Here is a 19,550-nt window from a genome sequence, read left to right as displayed (position 1 = left end):
TTCGCGACTGCGGGGCTCGCAAAACCGGCTCACTCCTCGCGCTCACTGTCTACCTCTCGCTATGAGTACCGCCACGTAGACCAGGCCACCGGCGAGCGCGCCCAGGCCGGCGACCAGCAGGCTGACGAACCCGATCTCGGTGACCATCCGGCTCATCCTATGCTGGGCGGTATGGCCCGCACTCTCGTCGTCAAGGCCACCGCCGGCGCCGACTCGCCGGAGCGTTGCGCCCAGGCGTTCACCGTCGCCGCCACTGCTGCGGCAGCCGGGGTACCCGTCTCTCTCTGGCTCACCGGTGAGTCGACCTGGTTCGCGTTGCCCGGTCACGCACAGAACTTCGAGCTGCCGCACTCGGCGCCCCTGGCCGAGCTGCTGCACGTGATCCTCTCCACCGGCACGGTGACCGCCTGCACCCAGTGCGCCGCCCGCCGGGACATCGGCACGGGTGACGTGATCCCCGGCGTACGGATCGCCGGTGCCGCCGTCTTCGTGGAGGAGACGATGGCCGAGGGTGCACAGGCGCTCGTGTACTGACATCGCCGGCCTGCGCGCCGGAACTGGCCCGACAACTCGGACTAATGCCTACGATTCGGGTGTGACCGAGGCGACCGAGCAGTTCTTCGCGGCGCTGCCGGCCCGGGCCCCGGAGGTACTCCGCGCCCCCGTGGCGGGCACGCTCCGGATCGACCTCTCCGACGGCCACCACACCGAACACTGGCTGGTCCGGATGCGACCGGGCGCGGCCGAGGTGAGTCAGGGTCCGGAGGCCGCCGACGCCGTCTGGTACTGCGGCGTGCACCTGTTCGACCGGCTGGTCACCGGCCAGTCGCAGAGCATCTCCGCGGTGTTCCGCAACGAGAGCACGTACACCGGGGACGTGGTCCTGTTCCTCGCCTTCCGGCGCTTCTTCCCCCCGCCCCCCGGCACCCGGGACCCGCGCGAGGTGGCCCGCGAGCACGTCAGGCGGACCCGGTGAAAGAACTCGTCAGCATCCTGGACGGCAACACCTTCCTGGTCAGCGACCGGCGCGGCGACATCGAGCCGGCCCTCGACTTCCCCACCGGCCTTTTCTCCTTCGACACCCGGTTCCTCTCCACCTGGCTGCTGCTGCTCGACGGCGAACGGCTGCACGCACTGTCGCTCGACGACTCGGAGTCGCACCGGACCCGCTACTTCCTGGTGCCGGGCGAGCCCACCCACTTCCTGGACGCCAAGGTCTCGGTGATCCGCAGCCGGGCCATCAGCGGCAGCTTCGAGGAGGAGCTGACCGTGCTCAACCACTCCGGGCAGTCGATGATGTTCACCGTCCGGATCGAGATGGGTGCCGACTTCGCGGACCTCTTCGAGATCAAGGACACCCAGCGCAAGCGCGGCGAGCACACCGCCACCCCCGGCGAGAACGCGCTGCGCCTGGACTACCGCCGGGAGGCGTTCCACCGGGAGACGGTGATCAGCAGCAGCGCACCGGCGGAGGTCGACCTGACCGGGATGACCTTCGCGATCGAGATCGGGCCGCACGGCGAGTGGACCACCCGGCTCGCCGTCACCACCACGATCTACGGCGCCCGGGGCGAGGACGTCCGCAGCCAACTCCCCTTCTCCGGTAGCCGGACGACCGCCGTCATCCAGGCCGAGCACGCCGAGTTCATCGCCAAGGCACCGAAGCTGAGCTGCGACTACCAACCGCTGACCGAGGCGTACCGGCGCAGCCTCGACGACCTGGCCGCGCTCCGGTACGAGTCGATCGCGCTCGGCGTACGACTGCTGGCCACCGGCCTGCCCTGGTTCATGACCCTGTTCGGCCGGGACAGCATCATCACCTCGCTCCAGGTCCTGCCGTTCCAGCCGGAACTGATCCCGCCCACGCTCACGATGCTGGCCGGTCTCCAGGGGCACCGGCTGGACGACTTCCGCGACGAGGACCCCGGCAAGATCCTGCACGAGCTGCGCTACGGCGAGACCGCCGGCTTCGAGGAGCAGCCGCACTCGCCCTACTACGGCGCCGCCGACTCCACGCCGCTGTTCGTGATCCTGCTCGACGAGTACGAGCGGTGGACCGGCGACGTGGCACTTGTCAAACGGCTGGAACTGGCCGTGAGGGGCGCACTGGCCTGGATCGACACGTACGGCGACCTGCTCGGCACCGGCTACCTCTGGTACCAGACCCGCAACCCGAAGACCGGCCTGGAGAACCAGTGCTGGAAGGACTCGTGGGACGCGATCTCCTACTCCGACGGCCGGCTGCCGAGCTTCCCCCGGGCCACCTGCGAACAGCAGGGCTACGCGTACGACGCCAAGCTGCGCGGCGCCCGGATGGCCCGGCTGTTCTGGAACGACCCGGAGTACGCCGACCGGCTGGAACGGGAGGCCGCCGAGCTGAAGGAACGGTTCAACCGGGACTTCTGGTTGCCCGAGAAGGAGTACTACGCGCTGGCCCTGGACGCCGACGGCACACCGGTGGATGCGCTCAGTTCCAACATCGGGCACCTGCTCTGGAGCGGCATCGTCGAGGAGTCGAGAGCCCGACGGATCGCCGACCACCTCGTCGGGCCGCGACTCTTCTCCGGCTGGGGTGTCCGCACCCTCGCCGAAGACCAGGGGCGGTACAACCCGATCGGCTACCACGTCGGCACGGTCTGGCCCTTCGACAACTCGATCATCGCCTGGGGACTGTGGAAGTACGGCTTCCGCGAGCAGGCCGGGCAGATCTGCGAGTCGATCCTGACGGCGGCGCGCTACTTCGACGGCCGACTGCCGGAGGCGTTCGCCGGGTACGAGCGCGACCTCACCGAGTACCCGGTGCAGTACCCGACCGCGTGCAGCCCGCAGGCCTGGTCGGCGGGGACGCCGTTGATGTTGCTGCGGGTGATGCTCGGGCTCGAACCGCAGGGCGAGCACCTGATCGTCGACCCGCACGTGCCGCAGGGGGTCGGGCGGGTCGAGCTGCTGGACATCCCCGGTCGCTGGGGTCGCGCGGACGCGCTGGGCCGCAGCCGCCGGCGGGACGACGGGAACGGTCAGCCGGTGTAGGAGATCAGCCGGCGCAGCCGGTGGTGGCGGAGAGCACCATCTCGTCCGCGCCGAGGTCGGCGAGGACCGCGACGCCGTCGCGCCGGAAGGCGTACACCTCGTCGGTGTCGACCACCGGCGTGCCGCCGGCCAGCGGCGCGAGCGTGGCCTGCGGCGACGCGGGCAACGCGGCCACAGCGGACCGGACGGTACGCGCCGACCCCCCGCCCGGACACGGCGCGGCCACCACCTCGTCGGGCTCGGTCGCCGTGCTGCCGAGCGTGCGCAGCGCCTCGGTCAGGGCACCCACCTCGGCTCCGGCGGCGTCCGCTCCCGGCGCGGCGTAGTCGTCGCCGATCATCCGGCACCCGGTGTCCGCGGTCAGCCGGATCCGGCCGTCGGCGACGACCCGCCCCTGCACGGTGACGAACTCGCCCGCGTCGGCGCGCAACCGGGGTCCCTCGGAGGTGACCCGGACACCGGCCCGCCACGCCGTGGGCAGCCGGTCGGAGATCTCCTGGAGCGCGGCCCGTTCCTCACCCACCGGCACCGCCAGGTCGACGGCGCGGATCAGCTCCGCGCCCTCCGCGAAGGGGGTGATCCGGCAGCCCCGGTCCACCTCGGGAGCGACGAGCGCGGGCACCGCACCCCAGCTCGCCGCCACCAGCTCGCCGATGGCGGCGTCCACCACCGGGCCGGCCTCGGCGAGCGTGCGCTGCTCGCGGACGGTCGGCGGATCGTTCCGGGCGGAGCGCCAGGTGAGACCGGCGAGCAGCACCGCCCAGGCCACGGTCGCCACGATCAGCCAGCGCGGCCACCGGGGGCCGGGGGCCGGCGGCCGGGGACCTGCGGGCGGGAAATACCCCGTCTGGACAGCACCGCTCACCGGGTCATGGTGTCACGCGTGGTGTACCGCCTCGCCGGGGCGCCCGTCGGCGCCCTCCGGCGGCGTGCTCAGCCGGTAGCCTACCCCACGGACCGTCTGCACCTGCGGGCCGCCGGGCAACGCCCGCAGCTTGCGCCGCAACCGCTTCACCGCCGAGTGCAGGATCGCCGTGTCACCGAGGTACGCGCCGCCCCAGACGGAGGCGAAGAGCCGCTCGTAGCTCCAGAGCGCGAGCGGCGGGCTCATCAGCCGGGCCAGCAGCTCCCGCTCGGTACGCGTCAGACCCAACGGCACGCCCCGCCAGGTGACCAGGTGCCCGGCCCGGTCCACCACGAGGTCGCCCCAGTTCGTCGGTCGGCCGTTCGACTCGTCGGGCAGCGCGGCGGGCTCGGCCAGCGGAGCCGGGAACATCGCGCGCAACTGCGCGAGGTCACTACAGATCACCACCGGTCCCACGCCGTCCAACCGCTGCATGACCCGTTGTCGCACCGAGGCGTCGGAGCTGACGCAGACCAGGATCGGTATCTCCTCAACGGACACGTTGCCTCCCCCGAGAGCACCGTGCTGACCTGCGACTTTCCATTAATCGCCAACGATAGTCACCGATGGAGCCCCCGCCTGAAGACTAACGGTCAGCAACCCGCCCCGTCACTGACCGAGTACTGACCGACGCCGTCCATTGATCACCGACTGTCGGGGCAAGAGCATGACTCTCAGCGGGCGGGCGCTCACCATCAGCCACCCACATCGCCCCGTCCGCTCCGCGACGTCGTAAGCCGACGCGCGGGTTGTCCGGGCCCCGAACGGATCGGGACCGACGACGTGGGGGAGGAACCTTGTTCACACGACCATCCGCACCGTCATCACGGTGGCGGGCGGTGACGTTGCTGGCCGCCGCCGTACTCGCCGTCACCGCCCAGCCCGCCGTCGCCGCACCGGCCCCACAGCCGACGGCACACCGGGCCGCCGTCGACCAGGGCCTGATCGACCGGTTCGACACCGCGTCGACCGCGACGTTCCTGGTGTACCTGCGCGAGACCGCCACACTGGCCGACGCCGCCCGGCTGCGTGACGCCGACCGCCGGGCGGACGAGGTGCACCGGCTGCTGACCGGCACCGCCAGCCGTACCCAACACGACCTGCGGGCGATGCTCGACGAGCGCAAGGTGCCGCACACCGCGTACTGGATCGCCAACGCGATCCGGGTCGAGGGCGACAAGGCGCTGCTGGACGAGATCGCCCGGCGGCCCGAGGTGGCCCGGATCTCCCCCAGCCGCAGCTACCCGCTGGTCCGGCCGACCGCCACCGACACCACCCGGGCCCGCACCACGGCCGTCGAGTGGGGCCTGACCAACATCGGCGCGCCCCGGGTCTGGGACGAGTTCGGCGACCGTGGCGAGGGCGTCGTGGTCGCCAACATCGACAGCGGCGTGCGCTACGACCACCCCGCGCTGGTCGGCTCCTACCGGGGCAACCTCGGCGACGGCTTCGACCACGCGTACAACTGGTTCGACCCGACCGGCGTCTGCGCGGGCACCGCGCCCTGCGACAACAACGACCACGGCACGCACACCATGGGCACCATGGTCGGCGACGACGGCGCCGGCAACCAGATCGGCGTGGCCCCGGGAGCCCGGTGGATCGCCGCCAAGGGCTGCGGCACGAACAGCTGCGCGGACGCCTCGTTGCTCGCCGCCGGGCAGTGGGTGCTCGCGCCGACCGACGCCGCCGGGCAGAACCCCCGACCGGACCTGCGCCCCGACATCGTCAACAACTCCTGGGGCGGCGACGGGGGCGACCCGTGGTACCAGCAGACCGTCGCGGCCTGGCGGGCCGCCGGCATGTTCCCGGTCTTCTCCTCCGGTAACGACGGACCGGCCTGCGGCAGCGCCGGCTCTCCCGGCGACAACGCCGACTCGTACGCGGTCGGCGCGTACGACGTGAACAACGCCATCGCCGACTTCTCCGGCCGGGGCTTCGGCACCGACCTGATCAAGCCGAACATCGCCGCACCCGGCAGCAACGTGCGGTCCAGCGTCCGCAACGGCGGGTACGCCTCGTTCAGCGGCACCTCGATGGCCGCCCCGCACGTGGCCGGGACGATCGCGCTGGTCTGGGCGGCGGCACCGAGCCTGCGCGGCGACGTGGCCGGCACCGAGGAACTGCTCGACCGCACCGCCCGGGACGTCGACGCCACCACCTGCGGCGGCACCCCGGCCGACAACAACGTCTTCGGCGAGGGACGTCTGGACGCGTACGCGGCGGTGCGGGACGCCCCGCGCGGCCCGGTGGGCCGGGTCAGCGGCATGGTCACCGACGCGGCCGACGACGACCCGGTGGCCGGAGCCACGGTGACCGACGGCACCCGCAGCGCCACCACCGGCACCGACGGCCGGTACGCGTTGAACGTGCCGGCCGGCGAGACCCGCCTGACCGTCAGCGCCTACGGCTACGCCGGTCAGTCGGCGACCGTCACGGTGGCCGAGGGCGGGGCCGTCACCCGGAACTTCGCGCTGGCGGCCACCCCGACGGTCACGGTCAGCGGCAAGGTCACCGACGGTTCCGGACACGGCTGGCCGCTGTACGCGAAGGTCGAGGTGGCCGGACGGCCCGGCGGGCCGGTCTTCACCGACCCGGTCACCGGTCGCTACTCGTTCACCGCACCGGGCGACACCACGTACCGGCTCACCGTCACGGCCCGCTACCCGGGCTACCGCACGGTGACCCGGGAGGTGCCGGTCGGCGGCGCGGCCACCACGGTCGACGTGGCCGTTCCGGTCGATGCCGGGTGCACCGCCGCCGGTTACACCGGACGGTTCGGGACCCCGCTGCTGACCCAGAGCTTCGACGGCACCGGCACCCCGGCCGGCTGGCGGGTCGACAACCGCACCGCCTCCGGTGGCTGGACCTTCACCGACGCCCGGTCGCGCGGCAACCTGACCGGTGGTGCCGGCGGGTTCGCCATCGTCGACAGTGACGCCCTCGGCAGTGGCAACAGCCAGGACACCGACCTGGTCACCCCGCCGCTGGACTTCTCCGGCACCGCCGCACCGGTGCTGCGTTTCCGCAGCGACTGGCGGGCCGTCGGGATCTCCGACACCGCGGACGTCGACGTCTCCGTCGACTCCGGCGCCACCTGGACCACCGTCTGGCACCAGACCACCAGCCGGCGTGGCCCCCGCGTCGAGGAGGTGGCACTGACCCCGGCCGCGAACGCCGCCTCGGCCCTGGTCCGCTTCCGGTTCAAGGGCACCTTCGCCTGGTGGTGGCAGGTGGACGACGTGGAGGTGGTCAACCGCGAGTGCACGCCGGTGCCCGGTGGTCTGGTGGTGGGCACCACCACCGACCGCAACACCGGGGTACCCGTGGACGGGGTGACCGTGGTCAGCGACGACCGGCCGCAGGACCGGGCCGTGTCGGCGGCGACCCCGGAGGACACCGCCGAGCCGGACGGCTTCTACTGGCTCTTCTCCGGTCTGACCGGCGCCCACCCGTTCACCGCCAGTCGTCCGCCGTACCAACCGGCCACCAAGCAGGTCACGGTCGAGGCCGACCGGGTCAAGCGGGCCGACTTCGCCCTCGGCGCCGGGCGGCTCACGGTCAGCCCCGCGTCCGTCGTGGCGCACCAGCCCTACAACAGCACCCGGACCACCAAGCTGACCGTCCGCAACACCGGCAGCGCGCCGGCCGCCGTCGAGCTGCTGGAACGCACCGGCGCGTTCGAGCTGCTCCGCCAGTCCGGCGCACCGCTGCGGGAACAGAAGATGAAGGGCATCAGCAAGGCCCACACCGGAGTCGCGTACGGCGGGGCGGCACCCGAGGTGCGTACCACGGCCGACGACGCGTGGAGCCCGATCGCCAAGCTGCCGGCCGCGATCTACGACAACGCCGCCGCGTGGCTGGGCGGGAAGATCTACTCCGTCGGTGGTGGCGGTGACACCGGCACCGAGCGGCGGGCCTGGGCGTACGACCCGGGTGCCGACGCCTGGACCGCCCTGCCGGACCTGCCGGTGGCGCGCTCCAAGCCGGTCGCGGCAGCGGTCAACGGCAAGCTGTACGTGTTCGGGGGCTGGGGCGCGGACGACCGTCCGGTGGCCACCGTCGACGTCTTCGATCCGGTCGCCGGCACCTGGAGCACCGTGCCGGGGGCGACGAACCCGGCACCGACCGCAGCGGCCGGTGGGGCGGTGGTCGACGGGAAGGTCTACCTGGTGGGCGGCTGTGCCGACGCCACCTGCACGGACTCCGACCGACTGGTGGTCTTCGACCCGGCGACCGGCACGTTCGGCACCCGGGCGGCCTACCCGCACCCGGTGTCCTGGCTGGCCTGCGGTGGGCTCGGCGAGACGGTGCACTGCGCCGGTGGCACCGGCAGCACCGAGTACACCGACGCCTACCGGTACGACCCGACGGCCGACGCGTGGAGCCCGCTGCCGAGCATGCCGACCGAGCTGTGGGGCTCCCAGTACGCGGCAGCCGGCGGGATGCTCGTGCTGGCCGGTGGCGTGACGGCCGGTTCGACGGCGGTCAGCAACCGCACCATCGCCTACGACCCCGCCACCGGGGCCTGGCGTGACCTGCCCAACGCCCAGTTCGGCCGGTACCGGGGCGCCGCCGCCTGCGGCGCGTACAAGATCGGTGGTTCGCCCAGTTCCTTCGTGGGCTCGGCGGACAGCGAGCTGCTCGGTGGTCTGGAGCAGTGCGCCGCCGCAGCGGACGTGCCCTGGCTGTCCAGCTCGCCGGCGACCTTCACGCTGGCACCGGGCGCGTCCCGGACGGTGACGGTGACGCTCACCGCGACGGCGGCGGCCGGACTGCAACAGCCGGGACGGTACGACGCCGAACTGGTGGTCGCCTCGGACACCCCGTACCCGGTGACGCCGGTGTCGGTGGAGATGAACGTCTCGCCGCCGTCGAGCTGGGGCAAGGTCCAGGGCACCGTCACCGGCACCACCTGCGGTGGGGTGACGGTGACGGTGGCGGCGACCGTCCGGGTGAACCTGATCTCGGCCGGCACCGGCACGACGTTGACCTCCGGCGCCGACGGCACGTACGCCTGGTGGCTGCCGAAGGGCCGGTACGAGGTGATCGTGGCCAAGGACGGCTGGGTGCCGCAGGTCAAGCGGCACCAGATCGAGGCGGGCATCGTCGGCTCCCTCGACTTCGCCCTTGATCCGGCATCCACCTGCACCAGAGCGACCGGTATCTGACGCACTACCCCTGGTGGCCGCCGGTTCGTCACGAACCGGCGGCCATCGCCGCCCTGTCCGCCCGGAATACAGGTCAGGGCTTGCGAAGCCAGGTGCTCGGATCGGTCACGACAACACCCTTGCCCTGCCGCCTGTCGATCACTTCGAGCGCCTCAAGGCGAGCAGAAGCGCGGGGAACCCGGGCGGTTGAGAACCGGGCGAAGGCAGCCGAGTCAATGCCAGCCGGACGCATGAACGCCGGACCAATGGCGGCAGGGCGCATGAACGCCGGACGAATGGCGGCAGGAGGCATGACCGCCGGACGAATGACCGGCGGGCGCATCGCGGTCGGGCGGACGAAACCGGACTGCGGCATGACGCCTGATCCGTTCTCGCCGTCAGCTCGAAAGGACCCGACCCGACAGGGTGCGCACCCGCCACCCACCGCCGCCGTCCACCCACCGCCGCCGTCCAGCCACCGGGCGGCGTCCAGCCCTGTCGCGCGTCCGTCCACCCGACTGTTTCTCCTGGTCATCGGCGTTTCCGACCGACCGGAGGGCCATCCGGCCGTCGGCCGAACGGACGAAAGCGATCACCGCTCTTGGCGACCGACGGTCCGTCACTTAGCGTTAGCAGCACGCCTCAACGCGAGCGGCGTTCACATCCCCTCCCGCCTGCGGATTGGCTGTCATGCTGGAAGTCCTCCTGGCCTCGACCATCACTGTGAGTGCCGTCGCGCTGCTGCTGATCGTCGGGTCTTTCGGCTACGGCTTCGTCCGCCCCGAGGTGGCCTACCGGCCGCGTCACGCGCTCCGGTCGCCGCGCTACGGCCCGGTACGCCCGGACCAGGTGGCCGTCCTGATCGCCTGCCGTAACGGCGCCGCGACCATCGCCGAGACGGTACGCGCGGCACGCGCCACCGGCAGCGACGTGTACCTCGTCTCCGACGCCTCGACCGACGACACCGCTCACCTCGCCGAGTCCGTCGGCGCCCGGGTGCTGGCCCTGGCCCGCAACGTCGGCAAGCCGGCCGCCCTGCACGCCGGATACGTCGAGTTCGGTCTCGGTACGCACTACCGCGCGGTCGCCATCCTCGACGACGACGTGGTGGTCGCGCCGGACTTCGTCACCGCCGCCCTGGCCGAGCTGACCGAGGAGGTCGGCATCGCGGTGGGCCACAACGTCACGTGGTGGCCGCCGGAACGGCGGTGGAACCCGTGGCTGGCCAAGCGCGCCTACAGCTACTGGATGTATCAGGCGGTGATCCGCCGGATCCAGAGCCACTTCAACGTCATGAACTGCATCTCCGGCTCGAACTCGGTGTACCGCACCGAACTGCTGGACGCCGTGCTGCCGCAGCAGCCGCCCTACATCGTCGACGACACGTACTGGGTGCTGGAGACGCACCGGCGCCACCTCGGCCGGGTCGTGTACGCGCCGCGCGCACTGGCACACCTCCAGGACCCGACCACGCTGCCCGACTGGTACCGGCAGAACCTGCGCTGGATGTGGGGCACCTTCCAGGGCGTCATCGGGCACCGGGTGGGTCGGCACACGAGCCGCTTCGACTTCGCGTACCTGCTGCTGATGCTGCACTGGGTGCTCTATGTGGCCGGCGCCCCGATGACCCTCTGGCTGCTCGCCACCGCCGGTCCGGGGCTGTTGGCCGGGCTGGGGCTCATGCTGGCCGGGCAGAGCCTCTGGGTCGGGCTGGCCGCCTGGCGGCTCCGGCGCCCCCGCCTACCGCTGTTCCTCCCCGTGATCGTCTTCGCCGACCTGCTGTACCGGGTGATCCTGGTGCACGCCCTGGTGAAGGCGATCCGACAGCCGACGGTCGACCGGTGCGTCTGGGATTCCCCGGCGCGCATGGCGGTCGGCGTGAAGGGCTGAGGGAGGTGACAACATGTCCGCGAACCAGGACCTCCCGCTGACCGGCGCCTCCACCGCCACCGTCGGCCTGCTCGGCAGCATCCTGCTGGGGCTCGGCGCCCTGCTGGTGACCGCCGCCAAGTGGGGCGCCAAGGCCCGCCGCAAGGTCGGCTGACGTACCGCGTCGCGGAAGGGCGCAGACGGCTCGTGGCCCGGGTCCCCCGGTGGATATGGGGGACGCGGGCCACGAGGCCGATCAGAGCGTGGGTCAGTCGGTGACCGTGACGGTCACCTCGTTGACGCCCCGTCCGGCGGTGACGGCGGTGTCGCCGTTGCCGTGCCGGGACAGCGCCCGCAGGGTCCAGTTGCCGGGAGCGGCGAAGAACCGGAACTGACCGGCCGGAGAGGTCACCACCTCGGCGGTGAACTCGCCGGTCGAGTCGAGCAGCCGAACGTAGGCACCCGGCACCGGCTCACCCTCGGTGGAGCGGACGAGGCCGGTGATGACCGTCTCCTTCTCCAGGTCGATGCTGGCCGGCAACGGCGCGGCCTGATCCGGTGCGGCGCAACCGGCGGCGGTCGGTGCGGTCATCTCAGGCCTCCCCGGGCTCGTCGCCGAGCGCCACCGGCACGCCGACCAGCGAGCCGTACTCGGTCCAGGATCCGTCGTAGTTCTTCACGTTGCGGTGGCCGAGCAGCTCCTGGAGCACGAACCAGGTGTGCGAGGAGCGCTCGCCGATCCGGCAGTACGCGATGGTCTCCTTGCCGTCGTCCAGCCCGGCCTCGCCGTAGATCTTGCGCAGCTCGTCGTCGGACTTGAAGGTGCCGTCCTCGTTGGCCGCCTTCGACCACGGCACGCTGATCGCGGTGGGGATGTGGCCACCCCGCTGGGCCTGCTCCTGCGGCAGGTGGGCGGGGGCGAGCAGGCGACCGGCGAACTCGTCGGGGCTGCGCACGTCGACCAGGTTCTTGGTGCCGATCGCGGCGACGACCTCGTCGCGGAAGGCCCGGATGCTGTTGTCCGGCTCCTGCGCGACGTACTGGGTCGCCGAGCGGGTCACCTCGTCCCGGACCAGCGGACGGCCGTCCAGCTCCCACTTCTTGCGACCGCCGTCGAGCAGCTTGACGTCGCCGTGGCCGTAGAGCTTGAAGTACCAGTACGCGTACGCGGCGAACCAGTTGTTGTTGCCGCCGTACAGGACGACGATGTCGTCGTTGCCGACGCCACGCTCGGAGAGCAGCGCCTCGAACTGGGTCTTGTTGACGAAGTCCCGGCGGACCGGGTCCTGCAGGTCGGTCTTCCAGTCGAGCTTGATCGCACCGGCGATGTGACCGGTGTGGTAGGCCGAGGTGTCCTCGTCGACCTCGACGAAGACGACGCCCGGGGCGTCGAGGTTCTTCTCGGCCCACTCGGCCGAGACGAGTGCGGTGTCGCGACTCATCAGATCACTCCCTGGTGAGGATGGATGGTGAGCCAGCGCGCGGAATTCGCTGTGATGAAGGAGTCGCACCACGCGCGGGACCCATAGCTAGGAACGGATCACGGGATTCGTGCGACGGCGCCGCTGCCGGGCGTCCGGTGGGGTGCACCGGGATCAGGTACGCGTACCCCAAGTGCCGAAGGCCGCTAGGCGGCCCGAAACAGCCCCGCCGTCAGATGACGGGGCGACACAGGCAGGTGGCCACGCGGCACAGGTCGACCGCGCGCCGTTTGGTGAGGAGCGTCCCCATGACCAGGGAGCCTATCAGCGATCTCACGAATCTCCACCGGCCCGACCAGCATCCGGGACGTGGGCGCCGGGATCAGCCGACCGAGTTGATCGGCACGTCCCGTGCGTCCGCCGTCACCGTCAGCCCCTCCGGCCTCGGCACGACCTCCCGGACGGTGAGCTGGAACGGCAGCTCCGGCAGGGGTACGTCGACCGAGATGCTGCGGGCGAAATTGTTCAGCAGGGTGCGGGCGATCGGCAGGCTGGGCAGGCCCTCGGCGTCCAGGTCGTCGAAGCGGAGCGCGATCTGCCCCTGCTCCCCGACGACGATCTCGGCGGTGCCGGTGACCGTGAGGCGCTGGCCGAGCACGTCCAACGGGGCGGTCACCGAGAGCTTGCCGTCCTGCTCGCCGAGGGTCAGCCCCTCCCGGTCGAGCAACGCGGCGAGACTCTGGTAGTCGATGGTGCCGGTCCCGTTGACCGTCTCGGCCACCACGTCGCCCTGGCCGGTACGCAGCGTGTCCAGGCTGGCGCGGACGTTGCGGGCGTCCACGTCCAGGCTGGGCAGCGCGACCGCGTCGCCCTGCACCGAGCCCTGCACGTCCCGCAGCCGGATGGTGACCCGCTCGTAGCGGCCGTCGAGCACCTGGGTGAGGAAGGGGAACCCGCCCAGCTCGACCTCGGGCGGGGAGGACTGCGCACCCTGCTGGGCCACCTGCTGGCGGACCTCGTCGGCGATGGTGCGTTCGGCCACGTTGGCCGCGACCCGGTCGGCGATCGCGAGCAGACCGACGAGTACGACCAGCAGGACAACGAAGCCGATCAGTACCTTGCGCCCCCGTCGCCGCGGGCGCCGTCCATAGGTCTGCTCGTGCTCCACACCTTCTCCTTGTCCTGTCGCACGTCGATCCCGGCCGAATCGCCGGTACGCCCGGCGGCGCACCGGTGTTACCCGATGTCCGGATTCCTCAACCGCCCGCCGCAGCGGCCGGCTACAACACCAGTCGGCACATCAGGTACGCGGCCGGGGCGGCCATCGCGAAGCCGGCGAGCGGCCCCTGCACGTGCCGCGCCGCCCACGCGTCGGGCAGCTCGCCCGCCATCAGTCGACCGGCCTCGGCGTATCCGGAGGCCAGGTCGGCCAGCACGGCGACGACTGCGGTGACCAGGGCGATGATCGCGGCCCGGGTCGGGGTGAACGGGGTGACCAGATAGCCGCCGAGCAACGCGCTCCCGAGCGTACCCACCATCGCGCCACCGACCACCCCGGCGGCCCCTCGCGGCACCTGGGGGGCGAGCCGGGGCCAGGCCGCGACGGCGTCGGTCAGCCGGGCCACGGTGAGCGCGACCGCGCTCGCCGCGAGGCAGACCACGATCGCCTGGGTGCCGGCGGGAACCCGGGTGAGCACGATGAGCGTGGCGAAGGCGACCGGGCCGAGCACGATGGTCGCGGTGGTCCGCACCGAGTCGGTCACCCGTAGCCGGTCCACCCGCCGGACCAACTGGCCGAGCACCGCCACGAGCACCCCACCGGCCGCGACGTAGAACAGCGGCAGGATGCGGGGTTCGGCCGTCCGGATGGCCACGGTGTCGGCCACGGCGGCGGCCAGTACGCCGGCACCGATCACCACCGCGGCGGCGGGCGGCCGGTTCACCACCGTCCAGACCAGCACGAACAGCACCTGCACGAGGAACACCACGATGGCGAAGGGCACCCGGTCGCCGGGTCCGGAGGTCTGCGCGCCGATGATCAGCCCGATGCCGAGCAGCGCGGCGAACCCGCCGACGGCGAGGGAGAGCTTCGTGGGGACCTCGACCGGTGGCTCGTCGTACTCGTCCTCCTCCTCGTCGAGCGCGTCGTCGGCACGTCGGGGCGAGCCGCCGCGCCTGAGGCGTCGCGGGCCCCGGGAGCGGCCCCGCTCCTCGGTTTCCACGGCCGGACCGGTACGCGGTGCCGAGCCGTCCCCGGGGGGCACGTCGTCCACCCACTGTTCGCGGTCGGCCTCGGGCGAGTTGGAGGGAAACACGCACCGATCGTGCCAGACCAGATGCACAACTCGGGTGCCACGGTTTCCACGACGTTAAAACCTTGGCCGCGATCATGGGCAGAAGGGGCAAACCGGAAACCATTACGCGGTCCAAGCAGGGCCATCGGCTATTCTCAAGCCGAAACCCGCCCGTCAGCGACGCCGGGACCCACGGAAGTTCCCAGCGCCCACTCGCCCTGAGTGCCGCTGGTCGCGTGCGGCCACACCGGCCGCCGGGACGGAGGTGATCGTGGAGATCCTGCTGCTGGTGACCGCACGGGCAGGCGAACCATCCGCTGTGCTGCCCGCACTCGACCTGCTGCCGCACTCGGTGCGCACCGCACCACGCGACGTCCGCACCCTGGTCGCCGGTCCGAGCCCGGACGCCGTGCTCGTCGACGCCCGCTCCGAACTCAGCGAGGCCCGGGCGACCTGCCGCATGCTGCACGCCACCGGGCTGGGCGTACCGCTGGTCGCGGTCGTCACCGAGGCCGGCCTGATCGCGCTCAACGCCGACTGGGGCGTGGACGACGTCATCCTCGCCTCCGCCGGTCCGGCCGAGGTGGAGGCCAGGCTGCGGCTCGCGGTCGGCCGGTTGAGCAACGCCACGGCCGGTGCCGGCGGCTCGATCCGGGCCGGCGAGCTGATGATCGACCCCGACACGTACGCCGCCAAGCTCAAGGGCCGCCCGCTCGACCTCACCTACAAGGAGTTCGAGCTGCTGAAGTTCCTGGCCCAGCACCCGGGCCGGGTGTTCACCCGCGACCAGTTGCTGCGCGAGGTCTGGGGCTACGACTACTTCGGCGGCACCCGGACGGTGGACGTGCACGTGCGTCGGCTGCGGGCCAAGCTCGGCTCCGAGTACGAGTCGATGATCGGCACCGTGCGCCAGGTGGGCTACAAGTTCGTCGTACCGTCGAACCGGGCGCTGGCCGAGGCCACCGAGCACGCGTCCCTGGCGTTGCACCCTCTCACCGTCGAGGGCTAATTCCCCCATATGCCCCTTTTGGGCAACTCGTCAGCCTTATGGTGACTGCCGAGTTGACCAGCAAAAGGGGCTGCGGTGGGCACGTATTACGGGAGCTCGGCACGACGGCCGGTGAGTACGACACAGGCGGTCGGCATCATCGTGCTCGTGGTGTCCGCGGTGCTCGGCTCGACGTACCTGCTCGGGCGCAACCTGCTGCCCCAGGAGCCGCGCGACAACTCCGCGGTCACCGCGACCGGTGCCGAGCATCCCGAGTACGCCGACCAGGTCCCGCCCTCGGCGGACGCCCCCGCACCCACCGGCACGCCCGGCGCCGTCCCGCCCAGCGGCGTCCCGCACGACCCGGACCAGGGCGAGGCCCAGGACCCCAACTTCGGTCCGATGGGCACCCGGGTCACCACCGGCACCGGCACCGTCGCCCTCACCTTCGACGACGGGCCGAACCCGGACTACACCCCGCAGGTGCTCGCCCTGCTGCGGGAGCACCGGGTCACCGCGACCTTCTGCCTGGTGGGCCAGAACGCCCAGGCGTACCCGTGGCTCGTCCAGCAGATCGTGGCCGACGGCCACACGCTGTGCAACCACAGCTGGGAACACGACGTGACGCTGGGCGCGCGGTCACCGGAACGGATCCGGAACGACCTGCTGCGCACCAGCGAGGCGATCCGCGCCGCCGTGCCGGACGCCCCGATCGCCTGGTACCGCCAGCCCGGCGGCGCCTGGACGTACTCGCTGATCGCCACCGCCCGGGAACTCGGCATGACGCCGCTGCACTGGACGCTGGACACCTCCGACTGGCAGCGGCCCGGCGCGAACCGGATCGCCGCGTCGGTGCTCGACGGGGTGCAACCCGGCTCGATCGTGCTGCTGCACGACGCCGGAGGCGACCGACAGGGCACAGTGGACGCCTTGTACCGCATCCTGCCCGAACTGCGTGGCCGACTCGACGTCCAGGCGCTACCGCGTCACGGATTCTGACCGGCGCCGGCCCGCCCACCGCCGCGATGTCGCCGGTGACCCGGATACGGTGACGGGATGAGCGGCACTCGATCGACCGGCGACCAGGTCCACCGCACCGAACGGCTCGGGCCCACGGAGATCGCCGAGGTGCTGGCGCTGGCCCGTACGGCGGGCGACACCGACGGCGCGGACCCGTTGGACGAACACGTCCTGCTCCGGCTGCGCGACGAGCGGGCACCCGCGATCCACCTGCTGACCCGCGCCGACGACGACACCCTCACCGGGTACGCCCACCTGGACACCGGCGACCCGGCCGACGGGATCGGCGCGGAACTCGTGGTGCACCCCGCGTACCGCCGACGCGGCATCGGTCGGGCGCTGGCCCGCGAGATGGTCGTCGCCGCCACCGGGCCACTGCGCGCCTGGGCCCACGGCGACCACCCGTCGGCCGCCGCGCTCGCGGTGGACCTCGGTTTCCGCCGTGCCCGGGTGCTCTGGCAACTGCGTCGACCGCTGACCGCACCACTGGACCCGCCGCGCCTGCCCGACGGGGTGGAACTGCGCGCGTTCCGACCGGGTCAGGACGACGACGCCTGGCTGGCCCTGAACGCCCGCGCCTTCGCCGACCATCCCGAGCAGGGCCGCTGGACCGCTGACGACCTGCGCGTACGCCTCGACGAGCCGTGGTTCGACCCGGCCGGTTTCCTGCTCGCCGTCGAATCGTCGACCGGGCGGCTGCTCGGCTTCCACTGGACGAAGGTGCACGCGCGGGAAGGGTCGGCGCGCATCGGCGAGGTCTACGTACTCGGGGTCGAGCCCACCGCGCACGGCGGCGGGCTCGGTCGGGCGCTGACCACGGCCGGGCTGGCGTACCTGCGGGAGCAGCGCGGGCTGGACCGGGTGATGCTCTACGTGGACGAGTCCAACACCGGCGCGGTGGCGCTCTACGAGCGGACCGGGTTCGCCCGCTGGTCCGCCCACGTCAACTACCACCTCGGCTGAGGTGGGTCAGCGCGTCGGCGGGGTATCCAGATAGAAGCGGGGATCGGCCTCGTCGGAGAGGTCCAGGACCGGCGTGATCGGGCTGCCCGCGTCCCGGGCCGCCGCCGCCCGCGCCACCGCCGCCAGGTCGGCACAGGCGGCCACCTCGGCGAGGGTGACCTGGGTCGGCGGCAGCATCGTCAACTCACCGGCCGCCGCGCGCTCGCAGGCGTCGCCGGGCCTGATCCACAGGGCGTGGTCGGCCTCGCCGGAGACCTCCCGGGTCCGCTGCCCCTCGGGCAGCAACGCGACGAAGAAGTACGTGTCGAAGCGGCGCGGCTCGAAGTCCGGGGTCACCCACCGGCTCCACGGCAGCAGCAGATCGGACCGGAGCGTCAGGTCCCGCGCGGCAAGCAACTCGGCGAAGCCGGTCCGGCGCTGCTCCAGGTCGACCCGGGCGGCCTCCCAGCCGTCGTCGCTGACGTCGCCGACCACCCGTTCCGCGTCCGGACCGGCGAGCAGCACCCCGGCCTCCTCGAACACCTCCCGGGCCGCCGCGCAGACCACCGCCTGCGCGGCCTGCGGCGGCACGCCGAGGCGTACGCCCCAGTCGGCCGGTTCGGGCCCCGCCCAGTCGAGGTGCGCGGTCGAGTCCGAGGGGTCGACCCCGCCGCCGGGGAAGGCGTACATGCCGCCGAAGGCCATCGCCGCGACCCGGCGGATCAGGTAGACCTCGAAACCCTCGTCGGCGGGACGAAGCAGCAGCACGGTGGCGGCCGTCCGGGGCACCGTGGGAACCCCGCCCGACGCCTGGAACCGGCGGGCGTGCTCCACCAGTGCGGGCGGCGCGGGATAACCACGGTCCAGGGTCATACGCCGAGCTTAGAGCGATGTCCCGGCCGGTGGATCAGCGGTGCCGCCCGGAGGTGATCTTCGGTAGCGTCACGCCATGACTCGTTGGGGCATCCTGGCCACCGGCCACATCGCCGCCCGCTTCGCCGAAGACCTCCGCCTGGTGCCGGGCGCGGAACTGGTCGCGGTCGGCTCACGGACCACCGCCAGCGCCGAGCGCTTCGCCGAGCAGCACGGCGCGACGCGGGCGTACGGCACCTGGGACGATCTGGTCGCCGACCCCGAGGTGGACGTGATCTACGTCGCCACCCCGCACGCCGCCCACCACGAGGCGGCCCGCACCTGCCTGGTGGCCGGCAAGCCGGCGCTGGTGGAGAAGCCGTTCACGCTCGACCTGGCCACCAGCACCGAGCTGGTGGAGATCGCGCGCGCGGGCAACGTCTTCCTGATGGAGGCCATGTGGATGCGGTGCAACCCGCTCATCCTGCGTGCCTGTGAGCTGATCGCCGAGGGGGCGATCGGCACCGTCACCGGCGTACGGGCCGATTTCGGCGTGGCCGGGCCGTTCCCGCCCGAGCACCGGATGCGGGCCCGGGCATTGGGTGGGGGTGCCCTGCTCGACCTGGGCGTCTACCCGGTGAGCCTGGCCCACCTGATCCTCGGTGTGCCGCAGCACCTTCGGTCGTGGGCGAAGCTGGGGCCGGAGGGCACGGACGAGAACACCGGCATCGTGCTCGGGTACGACTCCGGTGCCGTCGCCACGCTGAGCTGCGGCATGGTCGGGGCGACCGGGCTGACCGCCTCGATCGTCGGCACGACCGGGCGGATCGAGCTGCCCGATCCGTTCTTCCGGCCGGACGGCTTCACCCTGCACCGGGCGGACGAGCCGGCCGAGACGATCACCGCCGAGCTGGTCGGCAACGGCTACCAGTACGAGGCGATCGAGGTGCAGCGCTGCCTGACCGAGGGGCTGACCGAGAGCCCGTTGGTGCCGCACTCGGCGACCCTGGAGATCATGACCCTGCTGGACGACGTCCGCGCCCAGATCGGCGTCTCCTACCTCTGAGCGATGTTAGGAAG

General features: G+C 72.1%; 20 protein-coding genes. 10 read left to right on the top strand and 10 right to left on the bottom strand.

Going from position 1 to position 19,550, the window contains the following annotated elements:
- Nucleotides 1-42: 42 nt before the first annotated feature.
- The gene (gene mtfM / locus ABZ738_RS01395) at nt 43-147 is read right to left on the bottom strand and encodes a small membrane protein MtfM (RefSeq protein ID WP_275540796.1); all 105 of its coding nucleotides are present in this window, start codon (nt 145-147) and stop codon (nt 43-45) included.
- Between the two features lie 12 nt (nt 148-159).
- Here mtfM and ABZ738_RS01390 point away from each other — a divergent pair, with 12 nt between their 5' ends.
- The 3 genes from ABZ738_RS01390 (at nt 160) to ABZ738_RS01380 (ending at nt 3,030) form a co-directional block, all read left to right on the top strand.
- Nucleotides 160-534, top strand: a complete 375-nt coding sequence (locus ABZ738_RS01390) for a DsrE family protein (protein ID WP_131051515.1) — start codon at nt 160-162, stop codon at nt 532-534.
- 61 nt (nt 535-595) lie between these two features.
- A complete protein-coding gene (locus ABZ738_RS01385) occupies nt 596-976 on the top strand; it encodes an SCP2 sterol-binding domain-containing protein (RefSeq protein ID WP_131051514.1) in 381 nt (126 codons plus the stop codon).
- The gene (locus ABZ738_RS01380) at nt 973-3,030 is read left to right on the top strand and encodes a glycogen debranching N-terminal domain-containing protein (protein WP_357210273.1); all 2,058 of its coding nucleotides are present in this window, start codon (nt 973-975) and stop codon (nt 3,028-3,030) included. The genes ABZ738_RS01385 and ABZ738_RS01380 overlap by 4 nt, the downstream gene beginning before the upstream one ends.
- A gap of 4 nt (nt 3,031-3,034) precedes the next feature.
- On the opposite strand, the gene ABZ738_RS01375 is transcribed toward ABZ738_RS01380, so the two are convergent.
- Together ABZ738_RS01375 and ABZ738_RS01370 are read right to left on the bottom strand one after the other, a co-directional pair.
- Nucleotides 3,035-3,895, bottom strand: a complete 861-nt coding sequence (locus ABZ738_RS01375; protein WP_357210270.1) for a hypothetical protein — start codon at nt 3,893-3,895, stop codon at nt 3,035-3,037.
- A 12-nt stretch (nt 3,896-3,907) separates the two neighbouring features.
- On the bottom strand, nt 3,908-4,435 hold the full coding sequence (locus ABZ738_RS01370; RefSeq protein WP_131052725.1) for a winged helix-turn-helix domain-containing protein: 528 nt from the start codon (nt 4,433-4,435) through the stop codon (nt 3,908-3,910).
- Between the two features lie 338 nt (nt 4,436-4,773).
- Between ABZ738_RS01370 and ABZ738_RS01365 the strand changes: the two genes are divergently transcribed.
- Entirely contained in the window at nt 4,774-9,105 is a 4,332-nt protein-coding gene (locus ABZ738_RS01365) for a S8 family serine peptidase (protein WP_357210266.1), read from the top strand.
- Nucleotides 9,106-9,178: 73 nt separating this feature from the next.
- Here ABZ738_RS01365 and ABZ738_RS01360 read toward each other — a convergent pair whose 3' ends face one another.
- Nucleotides 9,179-9,460 carry a hypothetical protein gene (locus ABZ738_RS01360; RefSeq protein ID WP_343232764.1) on the bottom strand — a complete coding sequence of 94 codons (282 nt, stop codon included), beginning with the start codon at nt 9,458-9,460 and terminating at the stop codon, nt 9,179-9,181.
- Between the two features lie 314 nt (nt 9,461-9,774).
- On the opposite strand from ABZ738_RS01360, the gene ABZ738_RS01355 reads away from it, so the two are divergent.
- Together ABZ738_RS01355 and ABZ738_RS01350 are read left to right on the top strand one after the other, a co-directional pair.
- Nucleotides 9,775-10,974: a glycosyltransferase family 2 protein gene (locus ABZ738_RS01355; RefSeq protein WP_236145686.1), complete on the top strand. Its 1,200-nt coding sequence runs from the start codon at nt 9,775-9,777 to the stop codon at nt 10,972-10,974.
- 13 nt (nt 10,975-10,987) lie between these two features.
- Nucleotides 10,988-11,128 (top strand): hypothetical protein, encoded by a 141-nt coding sequence (locus ABZ738_RS01350; protein ID WP_162854347.1) that lies wholly within the window; start codon nt 10,988-10,990, stop codon nt 11,126-11,128.
- A 93-nt stretch (nt 11,129-11,221) separates the two neighbouring features.
- Here the strand turns inward: ABZ738_RS01350 and ABZ738_RS01345 are convergent, their stop codons facing one another.
- The 5 genes from ABZ738_RS01345 to ABZ738_RS01325 form a co-directional block, all read right to left on the bottom strand.
- Nucleotides 11,222-11,545, bottom strand: a complete 324-nt coding sequence (locus ABZ738_RS01345; RefSeq protein ID WP_131052727.1) for a DUF1416 domain-containing protein — start codon at nt 11,543-11,545, stop codon at nt 11,222-11,224.
- A 1-nt stretch (nt 11,546) separates the two neighbouring features.
- Nucleotides 11,547-12,395 (bottom strand): sulfurtransferase, encoded by an 849-nt coding sequence (locus tag ABZ738_RS01340; protein ID WP_131052728.1) that lies wholly within the window; start codon nt 12,393-12,395, stop codon nt 11,547-11,549.
- 211 nt (nt 12,396-12,606) lie between these two features.
- Nucleotides 12,607-12,684 carry an Ms5788A family Cys-rich leader peptide gene (locus ABZ738_RS01335; RefSeq protein WP_311202345.1) on the bottom strand — a complete coding sequence of 26 codons (78 nt, stop codon included), beginning with the start codon at nt 12,682-12,684 and terminating at the stop codon, nt 12,607-12,609.
- 72 nt (nt 12,685-12,756) lie between these two features.
- On the bottom strand, nt 12,757-13,542 hold the full coding sequence (locus ABZ738_RS01330) for a DUF2993 domain-containing protein (protein WP_131052729.1): 786 nt from the start codon (nt 13,540-13,542) through the stop codon (nt 12,757-12,759).
- Nucleotides 13,543-13,654: 112 nt separating this feature from the next.
- Complete coding sequence (locus ABZ738_RS01325; protein WP_176095354.1) at nt 13,655-14,689, bottom strand: hypothetical protein; 1,035 nt, start codon at nt 14,687-14,689, stop codon at nt 13,655-13,657.
- 250 nt (nt 14,690-14,939) lie between these two features.
- Here ABZ738_RS01325 and ABZ738_RS01320 point away from each other — a divergent pair, with 250 nt between their 5' ends.
- The 3 genes from ABZ738_RS01320 to mshD all read left to right on the top strand — a co-directional run bounded on the left by ABZ738_RS01320 (nt 14,940) and on the right by mshD (nt 17,639).
- Nucleotides 14,940-15,677, top strand: a complete 738-nt coding sequence (locus ABZ738_RS01320; RefSeq protein ID WP_131052731.1) for a response regulator transcription factor — start codon at nt 14,940-14,942, stop codon at nt 15,675-15,677.
- A 111-nt stretch (nt 15,678-15,788) separates the two neighbouring features.
- Nucleotides 15,789-16,655, top strand: a complete 867-nt coding sequence (locus ABZ738_RS01315) for a polysaccharide deacetylase family protein (protein WP_131052732.1) — start codon at nt 15,789-15,791, stop codon at nt 16,653-16,655.
- 57 nt (nt 16,656-16,712) lie between these two features.
- Nucleotides 16,713-17,639, top strand: coding sequence for a mycothiol synthase (gene mshD, locus ABZ738_RS01310; protein WP_131052733.1), 927 nt, complete (start codon nt 16,713-16,715; stop codon nt 17,637-17,639).
- Nucleotides 17,640-17,645: 6 nt separating this feature from the next.
- On the opposite strand, the gene ABZ738_RS01305 is transcribed toward mshD, so the two are convergent.
- A complete protein-coding gene (locus ABZ738_RS01305; protein WP_131052734.1) occupies nt 17,646-18,491 on the bottom strand; it encodes an NUDIX domain-containing protein in 846 nt (281 codons plus the stop codon).
- Nucleotides 18,492-18,567: 76 nt separating this feature from the next.
- Here ABZ738_RS01305 and ABZ738_RS01300 point away from each other — a divergent pair, with 76 nt between their 5' ends.
- Nucleotides 18,568-19,536: a Gfo/Idh/MocA family oxidoreductase gene (locus tag ABZ738_RS01300; protein WP_131052735.1), complete on the top strand. Its 969-nt coding sequence runs from the start codon at nt 18,568-18,570 to the stop codon at nt 19,534-19,536.
- Nucleotides 19,537-19,550: the final 14 nt, after the last annotated feature.

The sequence above is a fragment of the Micromonospora sp. NPDC047793 genome, assembly GCF_040642635.1.
Lineage (GTDB): Bacteria > Actinomycetota > Actinomycetes > Mycobacteriales > Micromonosporaceae > Micromonospora.
The sequence above is the reverse complement of the archived record's forward strand: the minus strand, read 5'-3'. Positions and strand labels throughout refer to the sequence as shown.

Bases quoted from the DNA above. Each gene is read 5' to 3' on its own strand.
- ABZ738_RS01350 (WP_162854347.1), top strand. From the start codon at position 10,988: ATGTCCGCGAACCAGGACCTCCCGCTGACCGGCGCCTCCACCGCCACC.
- mshD (WP_131052733.1), top strand. From the start codon at position 16,713: ATGAGCGGCACTCGATCGACCGGCGACCAGGTCCACCGCACCGAACGG.
- ABZ738_RS01300 (WP_131052735.1), top strand. From the start codon at position 18,568: ATGACTCGTTGGGGCATCCTGGCCACCGGCCACATCGCCGCCCGCTTC.
- ABZ738_RS01390 (WP_131051515.1), top strand. From the start codon at position 160: ATGCTGGGCGGTATGGCCCGCACTCTCGTCGTCAAGGCCACCGCCGGC.
- mtfM (WP_275540796.1), bottom strand. From the start codon at position 147: ATGGTCACCGAGATCGGGTTCGTCAGCCTGCTGGTCGCCGGCCTGGGC.
- ABZ738_RS01360 (WP_343232764.1), bottom strand. From the start codon at position 9,460: ATGCCGCAGTCCGGTTTCGTCCGCCCGACCGCGATGCGCCCGCCGGTC.
- ABZ738_RS01355 (WP_236145686.1), top strand. From the start codon at position 9,775: ATGCTGGAAGTCCTCCTGGCCTCGACCATCACTGTGAGTGCCGTCGCG.
- ABZ738_RS01345 (WP_131052727.1), bottom strand. From the start codon at position 11,545: ATGACCGCACCGACCGCCGCCGGTTGCGCCGCACCGGATCAGGCCGCG.
- ABZ738_RS01340 (WP_131052728.1), bottom strand. From the start codon at position 12,395: ATGAGTCGCGACACCGCACTCGTCTCGGCCGAGTGGGCCGAGAAGAAC.
- ABZ738_RS01335 (WP_311202345.1), bottom strand. From the start codon at position 12,684: ATGGGGACGCTCCTCACCAAACGGCGCGCGGTCGACCTGTGCCGCGTG.
- ABZ738_RS01305 (WP_131052734.1), bottom strand. From the start codon at position 18,491: ATGACCCTGGACCGTGGTTATCCCGCGCCGCCCGCACTGGTGGAGCAC.